The sequence below is a fragment of the Micromonospora sp. C97 genome (genome assembly GCF_018070385.1).
Lineage (GTDB): Bacteria > Actinomycetota > Actinomycetes > Mycobacteriales > Micromonosporaceae > Micromonospora > Micromonospora parva.
Genome location: NZ_JAGPXU010000015.1, coordinates 13,101 through 26,432, shown reverse-complemented (window position 1 = coordinate 26,432; position 13,332 = coordinate 13,101). Strand labels below are relative to the sequence as shown.

Sequence of the window (13,332 nt, the reverse complement as noted above, 5' to 3'; positions counted from 1 at the left end):
CTCAGCGCGGATAGACCACAAACTTGGGCGCGGATCCGGCGGCGGAAGGTGGCACCCGGTAGTGACGCAGAGTGAACTGCATCATGTCCCGGAACGCCGGCCCGGCGACCGCCGCGCCCCCGTTGTTGGGTGCGTACACGAAGACCGAGATCACGTACCGGGGGTTCTCGGCGGGAGCCATCCCGATGAAGGAGGACACCTCACCGGGCTGCTTCTTGCCGTTCACCAGCCGCCACCCGGTTCCGGTCTTGCCGGCGACCCGGTAGCCGGGGACGGCGGCCGTCAGACCGGTGGCGCGGTCGACGGTGGTGACCGCCTCCAGCATGGTGCGCAGGGCCGCCGCGTTCTGTGGGCTGAGCACCGAGCGGGTCACCGGGGCCGGCGCGGGGGTGCGCTTGCCGTCCGGGCCGATCACCTCCTTGACCAGGTGCGGCTGCACGTACGTGCCGTTGTTGGCGATGGCGGCGTACGCGGCGGTCATCTGCAGCGGCGTGGCGTCGACGCTGTGCCCGATCGGCACCGACCCGTACGACGACCCGCTCCACTCATCGGCCGGCAACAGGCGCCCGCTGGCCTCCCCGGGCATCCCCTCACCGGTGGGCTTACCCAGCCCGAACCGCTTCTGGTAGTCGATCAGCCGGTCCCGGCCGAGCCGGTCGGCGACAGTGATGGCGCCGACGTTGGACGAGTAGGCGAGCATGCCCGGGATGCTCATCCGCTTGCCGTCGGCCGGGTGGGTGTCGGGGAACCAGGTGTCGCCCATCTTGATGCCGTTGGCGACGGGGAACGTGGTGTCCGGGGTGATCACCCCCTCCTGCAGCGCCGCGCCGTAGGTGATCGCCTTGTGCACCGAGCCCGGGTCGACCACGAAGCTGGTCGCGGCGTCCTCCCGGGCGACCGGGTCGCTGGGGAGCGGCTTCGCCGCGTCGTAGGTGGGGTTGCTGGCCTGGGCCAGCACCGCGCCGGAGGGAATCTCCATGATCACGGCGGCGCCGGTGCCGCCCGGCACCTTGGCCATGCCCGCGCTGAGGATCTGCTGGGTGCGGAACTGCAGGTCACGAACGATGGTGAGGCTCAGGGAGCTGCCCGGCTTGGCGGGAGTGGTCCGGCTGTAGCCGCCCGGGATCGGCGCTCCGAGGTCGCCGAGGCCGGCCTCGTACACCCGCTTGCCGTCCTGCCCGGCGAGCACGTCGTCGTAGCGGGCCTCCAGCCCTTCCAGGCCGTCCATGTCCTGGCTGGTGAAGCCGATCAGGTTGGCCGCCAGGTCACCGCCGGGCACGTCGCGACGTTCGTCGCGGTGCACCCCGATACCGGGCAGCTCCAGCGCCTGCACCCGCTTGGCGGTCGGGATCTCCACACCCCGCGCCAGGTAGGCGAACGTGGACGCGATGCCGTTCTCCAGCTTGCGCGGCCTCATCAGCTCCATCAGCTTCGACACCGGGATGCCGAGCAGCGGCGAGAGCGCCTTCGCGGTGCCGGCGGAGTCTTCGACCTTGGTCGGGTCGGCGTACACGTACCGCGCCTCGACGCTGCGGGCCAGCGGCGCGCCGGTGCTGTCGTAGATCGCGCCGCGCGGCGCCGGCAGCTCGACGGTGCGGGTCCGGTCGGTGACGCCGCCCCCGGCGTAGGCCGGGGCGTCGACCGCCTGGAGGAAGATCAACCGGATCCCGATGACGGCGAACAGGGTCAGCGCGAGCACGGTGCCCAGCCGCAGCCGCAGCCGCGAGTCGGCGAGCTTCGGTGGGCGTCGCGGCTTGCGGGACGGCCGCCGGGCCGCCGGTCGGTCGGTGCGACGCGGCGCGCGTGGCGTGGTGCGGCGACGCGGCGGCGGCTCGTCCCCACCGGGACCCCGTGGGGTACGCGGCACGACGGTCCGCACCACCCCACCGCGTCCGGCGGCCGGAGCGTCGCGCCGGCCGGAACGGGCGGCGGCCCGGCCGCCGTCGAGCACCTGCAACGCCGGCCGGAACGGGTCACCGGAGCGGGTGCTGCGCGGCGTACGCCGCTGCTCGGCACCCTGGCCACGGGTCGGCGTGCCGCGCTCCTCGCGGACCGTGCGACCCCTCGGGGTGTACGCGCGCGCGCCGGAGATGCCCCCGATGCCCGGCTCGCCGGTGCGCGGCTCGCCGTCGACGGGCTTGGCATCACGTGCAGAACCGCGCCGGGACCCCGTAGGGTCCCGGCGCGGCTCGTCCGACCTTGGTGGCACCGGTCAGCCTCCCGCACCCTGGCTGGTCACCGACGGCTGGCCGTTGGCCGGCTGCGGCACCTCGAGGGTCTTGCCGTCCGGCAGCCGGATGTAGCCGGGCTCGCCGGCGTCGACCAGACCCAGCCGCCGCGCCTCGGCGGTCAGGTTGCCCGGCGCCTCGGCCTCGGCGATCTGCTTGTCCAGCTGCTGCTTCTCCAGGTCCAGTCGAGCCTGCTGCTGCTGCAACCGCTCCAACCGGAACGCGTTCTCATTGATCTTGGTGTTGACCGCCAGGATGCCCAGCACCCCGCCGACCACCAGCACCACGATCAGCGCCGCGAACGGCGCACGCGGCACCGAGATCGGCGGCGGCGGCGCCACCCGCAACCGGGGCGGGCGGGCGACGGTCGCACTGCCGGCCTTCTCGACCGGACGCAGCGCGGCGGTGCCCTGAGTCGGGAACTCGCGCGCCCCCCGGGCGCGAGTCTCCCCCTGCCGGTTCACTCGATCGATGCGTGGCGTACCGTTTCCGAGGCGTGGAGCCCGCTCCGCCGCGATCCGGCCCCCCGACCGCGGTGCGCGCTGCCCGCCGCCGGTCACGTCCCGGCGGTCGCGCTTGTCAATGCTCATGTCCCTCCCCCTCAACATCCGTCCCTCTAGCCGTCCCGGTGCCCCTGACCCCCCACGGATCAGGCGGACCCCGTGCCCGGTTGGTGCATTCCCTTCACCCGTCGGCGGGACCGTTCGCGGTCGGTCCGCCCAAGCTCTGTCGCGTTCGGGTCGAGTCGCTCCGCGGCCCGCAGCCGCACCGAGGCGGCCCGCGGGTTCGCGGCGACCTCCGCCTCCCCGGGCAGTTCGGCGCCCCGGCTGAGCAGCCGGAACGTCGGACCGGACCCGGGAAGCTCGACCGGGAGGTCAATCGGGCCCTTACTGCGGACCCGGTCCGTGAGGGCCGCCTTGGTGAGCCTGTCCTCCAGCGAGTGGTAGGACAGGACCACCATGCGACCGCCCACGGTCAGTGCGTCGAGTGCGGATGGCAACGCTGTCTCCAGCGCTGCCAGCTCTCTGTTTACCTCGATCCGTAAAGCCTGAAACGTTCTCTTTGCCGGGTGACCGCCCGTTCGTCGGGCTGGCGCCGGAATGGAGTCCCGAACCAGCTCCGCCAGCAGCGCGGACGAGGTGATCCGGGCCCGCTCCCGCTGCCGGATGATCGCCGAGGCGATCCGACCGGCGAACTTCTCCTCGCCGTAGACCCGCAGCACCCGGGCCAGATCCGGATGCGCATACGTGTTGACCACCTCCTCGGCGGTCACCCCCCGGGTCTGGTCCATCCGCATGTCCAGCGGCGCGTCCTGGGCGTACGCGAACCCGCGGTCGGGCGCGTCCAACTGCAATGACGAGACACCCAGGTCGAACAGGATGCCGTCGATGGCCGGATAGCCCAGCCGCTCCAGCACGTCCGGCAACTCGTCGTAGACGGCGTGCTCCAGGTGCACCCGATCGGCGAACCGGGCCAGCCGGACCCGCGCGTGAGCGAGCGCCTCGGTGTCCCGGTCGAGCCCGATCAGGACCGTCTCCGGATGCGCCTCGAGCACCGCCTCCGCGTGCCCGGCCAGGCCGAGCGTCGCGTCGACGTAGACCGTCCGGCCGCCTCGACCCAGCGCGGGGGCCAGCAGCTCGAGGCACCGCTCGAGCAGCACCGGCACGTGCGTGCCGCGCAACTCCCCCATGTCGACCCCCACTGGTTGAAACGTCCGTTCTTGTCGTGCGCCTGTCGTCGGACGGCGCTGCCGTCGTACCGCCAGATCCCCATCCGCTCCCGCCTGACACCGGACCGTCGCCCAGTGACTGGATCGTGCGCCTGGCACCGGGGAAGTGATGCCAGGAACTCGAAAGCGGCTGGAGATCTCGCAGTACGTCGGGCGCCGTTACCGCCCTACAGACCGCCGGGCAGCACCCCCTCCTCGATGTCGGCGAAGTCGTCTTCGCTCTCGGCGAGGTAGGTCTCCCAGGCGACCTTGTCCCAGATCTCCACCCGCGTGCTCGCGCCGATCACCACCAGCTCGCGGTTGAGTGCGGCGTAGGCGCGCAGGTGGGCCGGAATGGTCACCCGACCCTGCTTGTCCGGAACCTCGTCGTGCGCACTGGCGAAGAAGACCCGGCTGTAGGCCCGGGCCGCCTTGTGTGTCATCGGCTGTGCGCGCAACTGCTCCGCGATCCGCTGGAACTCAGGAGTCGGGAAGACGTAGAGGCAGCGCTCCTGCCCTTTGGTGACCACGACACCCCCCGCCAGCTCATCCCGGAACTTCGCCGGAAGGATCAACCGGCCCTTTTCGTCTAGGCGCGGAGTGTGGGTGCCGAGAAACATCGGCCCAACCCCCTCGCCCTTGAGCGGCGTTCGCGGCGCCGCTGACCCCCCGGGCCGGTGAGCCCTCCCGGCCTCACCATTGGTCCCCACTCTACTCCACTTCCCTCCACCCGCAACCAAATTCACCCGCGCGGCGCGCCTTACTCGGGGGCAAAACCGCACGTCACGAGGGGTGGAGCGGAGTGGAGGGCGCCGGCCGACCCTCGGCGTGGTCCGCTTTCCGACATAGATCGACTCCGTCCGGGGGACGCCGACCCGGCCGCCCGCGCAGCCACCACGGCCGAACGGTTCACCGTCGGCGGCGATCTGGTGGGGCCGGCGGTCCGGTAACCTCGCTCGCGTGACGGACGCGAAAATGCCCCTACGGGCCAAGGTGGCCAGCTCCGTGTCACGGACCGCCGCGGCGCTCTCCCGGGCGGCCGGCCGTGGCGACGGTTCGGTGATCGGCGGGTGGATCGGCCTGAAGATCGACCCGGACCTGCTGGCCCACCTGTCGGCCGGGCGCGCGATCGCGCTCGTCTCCGGCACCAACGGCAAGACCACCACCACCCGGTTGACCTCCGCCGCGGTCGGCGTGCTCGGCCGGGTCGCCACCAACTCGTTCGGCGCCAACATGCCCAGCGGGCACACCTCGGCGCTGGCCAAGGCCGGCAGCACCCCGTACGCGGTGCTGGAGGTCGACGAGCACTATCTGGCCCAGGTGCTGGAGGCGACCGAGCCACACGTGGTCGCGCTGCTGAACCTCTCCCGCGACCAGCTCGACCGCGCCAAGGAGGTCGCCATGATGGCGCAGCTCTGGCGCGCGGCGCTGGTCCGGCACACCGACGTACGGGTGGTGGCCAACGCCGACGACCCGCTGGTGGTGTGGGCCGCCACCCCGCCCGGCGACCCCGCCCGGGGCATCAAGCCGCCGCACGTGACGTGGTTCAGCGCCGGCCAGCGCTGGCACGACGACTCCTGGGTCTGCCCGGAGTGCGGCTCGACGATCCAGCGCTCCGGCGAGCAGTGGTGGTGCACCGGCTGCCCGCTACGGCGACCGGAGCCGCACTGGGTCGTCGAGGACGAGGGCGTGCTCGACCCCAGCGGCGCCTGGCACAAGGTCTCCCTCCAGCTGCCCGGCAAGGTCAACCTCGGCAACGCGGCGACGGCGCTGGCGGTGGCGGCCGAGTTCGGCGTCCGCCCGGTCGACGCGGTGTCCCGCCTCGGCATCGTCACCTCGGTCGCCGGCCGCTACGCGCAGGTCGACAAGGACGGGCGCAACATCCGGCTGCTGCTGGCCAAGAACCCGGCCAGCTGGCTGGAGGCGTTCGACATGGCCGACGAAGCGCCGACCCTGCTCTCCATCAACGCGCGCGACCCCGACGGCATGGACACCTCCTGGCTCTACGACGTCGACTTCGCCCCGCTCCGGGGCCGGCAGGTGCTGATCACCGGCGACCGGGCGTACGACCTGGCGGTGCGGCTGGACGTCAACGACGTCCCGTTCCAGCACGTCCGGACGTTCGACGACGCGCTCCGGGCGGTCCCGCCCGGGCGGCTGGAGGTCATCGCGAACTACACCGCGTTCCAGGACATCCGAGCGGAGTTGGACCGTGTCATCTGAGAGTCTGCGCATCGTCTGGATCTACCCCGACCTGCTCTCCACCTACGGAGACCGGGGCAACGCCCTGATCCTCGCCCGTCGGGCCCGTCAGCGCGGGATGCCGGTCGAGGTGCTGGAGGTCCGCTCGGATGAGCGGCTGCCCGCGACCGCCGACATCTACCTGGTCGGCGGCGGCGAGGACGGCCCGCAGGCGCTGGGCGCCCAGCGGCTGCTCGCCGACGGCGGCCTGCACCGCGCTGTCGCCCAGGGCTCGGTCGTGTTCGGCGTCTGCGCCGGCTACCAACTGCTCGGCACGTCGTTCTTCGCCAAGGGCGTGCAGTGCCGCGGGCTGGAGCTGCTCGACCTGCAGTCCGACCGGGGTGAGACCCGGGCCGTGGGCGAGCTGGCCGGCGAGATCGACCCCCGGCTGGGCCTGCCCCCGCTCACCGGCTTCGAGAACCACGGCGGTCGCACCCACCTCGGTCCGGAGGTCTCCCCGCTGGCCCGGGTCACCGCCGGGGTGGGCAACGACGGCGCCACCGAGGGCGCGTGGCGCGGCAAGCTCCTGGGCACCTACTCGCACGGCCCGGCGCTGGCTCGCAACCCGGCCCTGGCCGACCTGTTGCTGCGCTGGGCCACCGGGGCGCACCAGCTCCCGCCGTTGGACGACACCTGGTCGGACCGGCTCCGCAACGAGCGCCGCTCCGCGGTAGCCGCCGCCCGGGCATGATCCGCGCCGTCCGGCGGCTGCTCCGGCAGCCGTCGGCCGTCCGGTTCGCCCTGCTCGTGCTGCTGATCGGCGCCTGCGGGTTACTGCTGCTGCTGGTGCCCCACCCGGATCCGGAGCAGCTGCCGTTGGTCGCCGACCGACTGGGCGACCTGGCCCCGGTGGCGGCGATCCTCGGGGGCGCGCTGCTGCTGGTGGCGCTGGTGCCCCGGACCTTCATCACGCTCGCCGCGGGCGCGATCTTCGGCCCCCTGGAAGGTGCCGGGTACGCACTGGGCGCCGCGCTGCTGGCCGCGGCGATCGGGTTCACCGTCGGCCGGTTGCTCGGTCGGGAGTTCGTCGCCGAACGGGTCCGCGGTCGACTGGCCCGCCTCGACCGCTGGTTCGCCCGGCAGAGCGTGCTCGGGGTGGTGACCGTCCGGCTGCTGCCGATCGCCGGCTTCGGGCTGGTCAGCTACGGCTACGGCACGACCGGCGCCCGGGTGCTGCCGTTCCTGGCCGGCAGCGTGATCGCGTCCGCGCCGACAGCCTTCGGCTACGCGGCGATCGGTGCGGCGGTCAGCTCCCCGGGCGAGGTCAACTGGTACGCCGCCGCCCCGGCCAGCCTGGGCCTGATCGCCAGCCTGGTGCTCATCCACCAGTGGTGGCGCGCCGAACGCCGCCGCCGCGCCACCCAACCCTGACCCCACCCCACCCCCAGCCCCGCCGATCTTGCAGTTCCTGTCCCGACAAACCGTGCTGCGACGGGCGAAACGACATCCGAAAGTGCAAGATCGACGAGACCGGGGCGACGAGGCCGGGGCGACGCGGGCAGGGCGACGCGGGGCGGGGACGGGGTGCGGGGACGGGGTGCGGGTCAGGCGACCACGGAGACCATGCGGCCCTTGACCACGATGACCTTGCGGGGTTCCTTGCCGCCCAGGGTCGCGGCCACCGCGTCCAGGGCCGCCGCGCGGACGGTCTCCTCGGCGGCGTCGGCGGCGACCTCGATGCGGCCACGAACCTTGCCGTTGACCTGCACCGGGTAGGTCACCGTGTCGGCCACCAGCAACGCCGGGTCGGCGCTCGGGAAGTCCGCGTACGTCAGCGAGGTGTCATGGCCCAGCTTGCGCCACAACTCCTCGGCCAGGTGCGGGGCGAACGGCGCCACCATCAGCACCAGCGGCTCGGCCACCTCGCGGGGCGTCGCCGACAGCCCGGTCAGCCCGTTGGTCAGCTGGATCAGCTTGGCGATGGCGGTGTTGAACCGGATGCCGTCCATGTCGCCACGGACCCCGTCGATGACCTTGTGCAGCAGCCGGCGGGTCGCCTCGTCGGCCGGGTCCTCGGTGATCCGCAGGGCACCGGTCTGCTCGTCGACAACGGCCCGCCAGACCCGCTGCAGGAACCGGTACGAGCCGACCACCGCCCGGGTCTCCCAGGGGCGGGACACCTCCAGCGGGCCCATCGACATCTCGTACACCCGGAAGGTGTCAGCGCCGTAGGCGGCGCACATCTCGTCGGGGGTCACCACGTTCTTCAGCGACTTGCCCATCTTGCCGTACTCGCGGTTCACCGCCAGGTCGCCCAGGTAGTAGGCGCCGTCGCGCTCGAAGACCTCCTCGGCCTGCACGTAGCTGCCGCGCGAGTCGGTGTACGCGTACGCCTGGATCATGCCCTGGTTGAACAGCTTGCGGAACGGCTCGAACGACGACACGTGCCCCAGGTCGAACAGGACCTTGTGCCAGAAGCGCGCGTACAACAGGTGCAGCACGGCGTGCTCGGCGCCGCCGACGTACAGGTCGGTGCCCCCGCAGTCGCCCTCGCCGCGCGGACCCATCCAGTAGCGCTCGTTCTCCGCGTCCACGAACCGGTCGGAGTTGCTCGGGTCCAGGTAGCGCAGCTCGTACCAGCAGGAGCCGGCCCACTGCGGCATCACGTTGGTCTCGCGGGTGTAGCGCTTCGGCCCGTCGCCCAGGTCCAGCTCCACCTCGACCCAGTCGCGGCGACGCGACAGCGGGGTCTCCGGGTTGGAGGCCGCGTCGTCCGGGTCGAACGTCTTCGGGGAGAAGTCCTCCACCTCCGGCAGCTCGACAGGCAGCATCTCCTCCGGCAGGGCGATCGCGGCGCCGGTCTCGTCGTAGACGATCGGGAACGGCTCACCCCAGTAGCGCTGCCGGGAGAACAGCCAGTCGCGCAGCCGGTAGGTCACCGCGCCGGTGCCGTGTCCGTTCGCCTCCAGCCACGCGATGATCGCCGCCTTGGCGTCGGCGACCCCCAGGCCGTCCAGGTCCAGGCCGCGCTCGGGCGCGGCGCTGTTGATCGCCGGGCCGTCACCGGTGTACGCCTTGCCGTCGAAGCCCTCCGACGGCTGCACGGTCCGCACGATGGGCAGCTCGAAGACCTCGGCGAACGCCCAGTCCCGCTCGTCCTGCGCCGGCACCGCCATGATCGCGCCGGTGCCGTAGCCGGCCAGCACGTAGTCGGCGATGAAGATCGGGATCTGCCCGCCGGTGACCGGGTTGGTGGCGTACGCGCCGATGAAGACGCCGGTCTTCTCCTTGCTGTCGGACTGCCGCTCGACGTCGGTCTTGGCGGCTGCCGCCTTCCGGTACGCCTCGACGGCCTCCCGGGGGCCGGCGTGCCCTCCGGTCCAGGCGTCTCGCGTGCCCGCCGGCCAGCTGGTCGGCGCCAGCGTGTCGACCAGCTCGTGCTCGGGCGCCAGCACCATGTAGGTGGCGCCGAAGATGGTGTCCGGCCGGGTGGTGAACACCCGGATCGGCGCCCCGGCCGTGGCGAAGTCGATGTGCGCGCCCTGCGAGCGGCCGATCCAGTTGCGCTGCATCAGCTTGATCGGCTCGGGCCAGTCCAGGCTGTCCAGGTCGTCCAGCAGCCGGTCACCGTACGCGGTGATCCGCATCTTCCACTGCTTCAGGTTGCGCTTGAAGACCGGGAAGTTGCCCCGGTCGGAGCGACCGTCGGCGGTGACCTCCTCGTTGGCCAGCACGGTGCCCAGCCCTGGGCACCAGTTCACCGGCGCCTCCGAGACGTACGCCAGCCGGTGGTCGTCGACGACCTGTCGGCGCTCGGCGACGCTCAGCTCCGCCCAGGGGCGGCCGTCCGGGGTGGACCGGCTGCCGCCTTCGAACTCGGCGATCAGCTCGGCGATGGGCCGGGCCTTCGCGGCGTCGCGGTCGTACCAGGAGTTGAAGATCTGCAGGAAGATCCACTGCGTCCAGCGGTAGAAGTCGGTGTCGATCGTCGCCACCGAACGCCGCTCGTCGTGCGCCAGACCCAGTCGGCGCAGCTGCGCCTTGTACCGCTCGATGTTCGCCACCGTGGTGGTACGCGGGTGGGTGCCGGTCTGCACCGCGTACTGCTCGGCGGGCAGACCGAACGCGTCGAAGCCCATCGCGTGCAGCACGTTGCGCCCGGCCATCCGCTGGTAACGGGCGTAGCAGTCGGTGCCGATGTAGCCCAGTGGGTGGCCGACGTGCAGGCCCGCACCGGAGGGGTACGGGAACATGTCCAGCACGTACAACTTCTCCGCGCCGGCGCGCGGGTGGGTCGGGTCGGCCAGCGGCCCGGTCGGGTTCGGTGCGTGGAAGGTGCCCTCGCGCGCCCAGGTGTCCTGCCAACGGATCTCGATCTCGTCGGCCAGGGCCGCGGTGTACCGGAACGGGGGAATGTCGCCCGCCGGTGCGGCTGCCTCACTCATCGTCTCTCCTCGCTTCGCTTCGCTTCGTCTCGGCACCACCGGGCCGGGCCGGCGGCGGGCACAAAAAAGCCCCTCGCGCAGGAGGGGCCGCCGTGCTGTCGCTGCGTTCAGCGCATCAGCACGGCCCGGTAAGAAGCAGGAAGACTCCGGCCATGCCCCGCAGTGTACCTCGCCCACGGTTCGTCCTGCCGGCCCCCGGGCGGCTCGAAGCCGTTCCCCCGAGCTGGCGAAAATCGGTGCGTAACCGACGGACTACCTGCGGGGGTCGGCGATAACGACAAACATGGTTAGCCTGAGAGACCAGTGAGATTCCTGCGGCAAACGAGGCTCGGCGTCGCGAACCCAACGGCGGGTCCAGGTGCTCTCTGTGCAGAGCTGCCGTGACGGCGACGAGGAGGAGGCCCGTGACACAACAGACCTGGGACGAGGTGGGCGGCCTATTGCCGCACGACGAGTTCCGCGCCGCCAGCGAGGCCATCGTGGCCAACATCGAGCAGGTCATCGAGGGTAAGACCGCCACCGTGCGGCTCGCCCTGGCCGTCCTGCTCGCCGAGGGTCACCTCCTGATCGAAGACGTCCCAGGTGTCGGCAAGACCAAGCTGGCCAAGGCCCTCGCGCGGTCCATCGACTGCACGGTGCGGCGCATCCAGTTCACCCCCGACCTGCTGCCCAGCGACGTCACCGGGGTCAGCGTCTACAACCAGGAGACGCACGACTTCGAGTTCCGTCCGGGCGCCGTGTTCGCCAACCTGGTGGTCGGTGACGAGATCAACCGGGCCTCGCCGAAGACCCAGTCGGCGTTGCTGGAGTGCATGGAGGAGCGGCAGGTCACCGTCGACGGGGTGACGTACCAGCTCCAGACCCCGTTCATGGTGATCGCCACCCAGAACCCGATCGAGATGGAGGGGACCTATCCGCTGCCGGAGGCGCAGCGCGACCGGTTCACCGCCCGCATCGCGATGGGTTACCCGGACTCCAACGCCGAGCTGGCCATGCTCGACGGTCACGGCGCCACCGACCCGCTGCACGAGCTGCGCGCGGTCTCCGACGCGGCCATCGTCCGGCAGCTCATCGCCACCGTCCGGCAGGTGCACGTCGCGGACGCGGTCAAGCAGTACGCGATCGACCTGGTCACCGCCACCCGCGAGGCCCCCGACCTGCGGCTCGGCGCGTCCCCCCGGGCGACCCTGCAGTTGCTGCGCACCGCCCGCGCGGTCGCCGCCCTGGAGGGCCGCGACTACGTCCTCCCCGACGACCTGCAGGCCCTGGCGGTGCCGGTGCTCGCCCACCGGATCATCCCGACCGCCGACGCGCAGCTCGCCCGACGCACCACCGACGCCATCGTCTCCGAGCTGGTGCACCGCCTGCCGCTCCCCCACGACCGGCAGCGCAACCCGTACGACACCCGGCCCGCCACCGGAAACGGCCGCGCGCCCTACGAGCCGCGGAGGCCATGACGTGCGTGCCGGGCTACGCGGGCTGACCACCCGCGGGCGGTCCTTCCTCGCCGCCGCGGTCGCGGCGGCGATCTCGGCCGGCATCCTCGGCGAGAAGGACCTGCTGCGGGTGGCCGTGCTGTTGGCCATCCTGCCGTTGCTGGCCGCCGCCTACGTCGGGCGCAGCCGCTACAAGCTGGCCTGCAACCGTTCGCTGGACCCGCACCGGGTTCCGGTCGGGGCCAACTCCCGGGTGGTGCTGCGCCTGCAGAACCTGTCCCGGCTGCCGACCGGCACCCTGCTCCTGGAGGACCGGCTGCCCTACGCGCTGGGCAGCCGGCCCCGGGTCGTGTTGGAGCGGCTCGGCGCGCACCAGGCCAGCTCCGTGGCGTACACGGTGCGGGCCGACGTGCGGGGCCGCTACGACGTGGGCCCGCTGGTCGTCCGGATGACCGATCCGTTCGGCCTCTGCGAGCTCACCCGCTCGTTCCCCAGCACCGACCACCTGACGGTCATCCCGCAGGTCACCCCGCTGCCGTCGGTCCGGCTCCCCGGGGAGTACGCGGGCAGCGGCGACAGCCGGGCCCGCTCGGTGGCGGTGCACGGCGAGGACGACGCGGCGACCCGGGAGTACCGGCGCGGCGACGACCTGCGCCGGGTGCACTGGAAGTCCACCGCCCGCACCGGTGAGCTGATGGTGCGCCGCGAGGAGCAGCCCTGGGAGAGCCGCGCCACCGTCGTGCTGGACACCCGGGCGTACGGCCACCGCGGCGAGGGGCCGACGGCCAGTTTCGAGTGGGCGGTCTCGGCCGCCGCGAGCATCGCCGTCCACCTGCGGCAGGCCGGTTACAAGTTGCGGCTGGTCACCGGCGCGGGGGCGGACGTGGACGCCTCGGAGGCCGGCGGGGACGGGGCGCTGCTCGACCACCTCGCCGAGGTACGACTGGATCAGCGTGCCGAGGTCACCGGCCTCGTGCAGCGGGTCCGCCAGCGCTCCGACGGTGGTCTGATCATCGGCCTGTTCGGCACTGTCAGCGTCGCCGAGGCGGAGCTGCTGGCCGGGCTGCGGGGCAACAACGCCACCTGCGTCGGCTTCCTGTTGAACAGCTCCACCTGGCTCAGCCTGCCCGAGAAGGCCCGCGCCGAGGCGGAACACGCGCACGCCGCCGCCGTCCTCGCCATGTTGCAGAGTGGCTGGCGGGTGGTCGGCGTCGACCACGGCGGCCGGCTACCGGCGCTGTGGCCGCAGGCCGGCCGGGGTGCGCAGGGGTTCGCCATGCGGGCCGCGCTGGCCGAGACGGTCGCCGGCGGTGTGCGATGAACGGAAGGCTCCC

At 72.3% G+C, this 13,332-nt stretch carries 9 protein-coding genes and 1 pseudogene; 5 read left to right on the top strand and 5 right to left on the bottom strand.

From position 1 onward, the window contains the following. Position 1: 1 nt before the first annotated feature. The 4 genes and pseudogenes from KBX26_RS20055 to mraZ form a co-directional block, all read right to left on the bottom strand. A complete protein-coding gene (locus tag KBX26_RS20055) occupies positions 2-2,209 on the bottom strand; it encodes a penicillin-binding transpeptidase domain-containing protein (RefSeq protein WP_210866147.1) in 2,208 nt (735 codons plus the stop codon). Positions 2,210-2,212: 3 nt separating this feature from the next. Next, on the bottom strand, positions 2,213-2,818 hold the full coding sequence (locus KBX26_RS20050) for a hypothetical protein (RefSeq protein WP_030334527.1): 606 nt from the start codon (positions 2,816-2,818) through the stop codon (positions 2,213-2,215). Further along, positions 2,808-3,918: pseudogene (gene rsmH / locus KBX26_RS20045) on the bottom strand (16S rRNA (cytosine(1402)-N(4))-methyltransferase RsmH). The gene KBX26_RS20050 and the pseudogene rsmH overlap by 11 nt, the downstream one beginning before the upstream one ends. Before the next feature lie 206 nt (positions 3,919-4,124). After that, entirely contained in the window at positions 4,125-4,556 is a 432-nt protein-coding gene (gene mraZ / locus KBX26_RS20040; RefSeq protein ID WP_030334529.1) for a division/cell wall cluster transcriptional repressor MraZ, read from the bottom strand. A 355-nt stretch (positions 4,557-4,911) separates the two neighbouring features. On the opposite strand from mraZ, the gene KBX26_RS20035 reads away from it, so the two are divergent. Genes KBX26_RS20035 through KBX26_RS20025 form a run of 3 tightly spaced genes read left to right on the top strand, consistent with a single transcriptional unit; the run spans position 4,912 to position 7,548 of the window. Further along, complete coding sequence (locus tag KBX26_RS20035) at positions 4,912-6,159, top strand: MurT ligase domain-containing protein (protein WP_030334532.1); 1,248 nt, start codon at positions 4,912-4,914, stop codon at positions 6,157-6,159. Continuing rightward, positions 6,149-6,868: a type 1 glutamine amidotransferase gene (locus KBX26_RS20030; protein ID WP_030334533.1), complete on the top strand. Its 720-nt coding sequence runs from the start codon at positions 6,149-6,151 to the stop codon at positions 6,866-6,868. Before KBX26_RS20035 ends, KBX26_RS20030 begins: the two co-directional genes overlap by 11 nt. After that, positions 6,865-7,548, top strand: a complete 684-nt coding sequence (locus KBX26_RS20025) for a TVP38/TMEM64 family protein (RefSeq protein ID WP_036411969.1) — start codon at positions 6,865-6,867, stop codon at positions 7,546-7,548. Before KBX26_RS20030 ends, KBX26_RS20025 begins: the two co-directional genes overlap by 4 nt. A gap of 173 nt (positions 7,549-7,721) precedes the next feature. On the opposite strand, the gene leuS is transcribed toward KBX26_RS20025, so the two are convergent. Next, entirely contained in the window at positions 7,722-10,562 is a 2,841-nt protein-coding gene (gene leuS, locus KBX26_RS20020) for a leucine--tRNA ligase (RefSeq protein WP_210866146.1), read from the bottom strand. A gap of 404 nt (positions 10,563-10,966) precedes the next feature. Here leuS and KBX26_RS20015 point away from each other — a divergent pair, with 404 nt between their 5' ends. Together KBX26_RS20015 and KBX26_RS20010 are read left to right on the top strand one after the other, a co-directional pair. Further along, positions 10,967-12,019: a MoxR family ATPase gene (locus KBX26_RS20015; protein ID WP_030334536.1), complete on the top strand. Its 1,053-nt coding sequence runs from the start codon at positions 10,967-10,969 to the stop codon at positions 12,017-12,019. A 1-nt stretch (position 12,020) separates the two neighbouring features. Continuing rightward, a complete protein-coding gene (locus KBX26_RS20010; RefSeq protein WP_030334538.1) occupies positions 12,021-13,319 on the top strand; it encodes a DUF58 domain-containing protein in 1,299 nt (432 codons plus the stop codon). Positions 13,320-13,332: the final 13 nt, after the last annotated feature.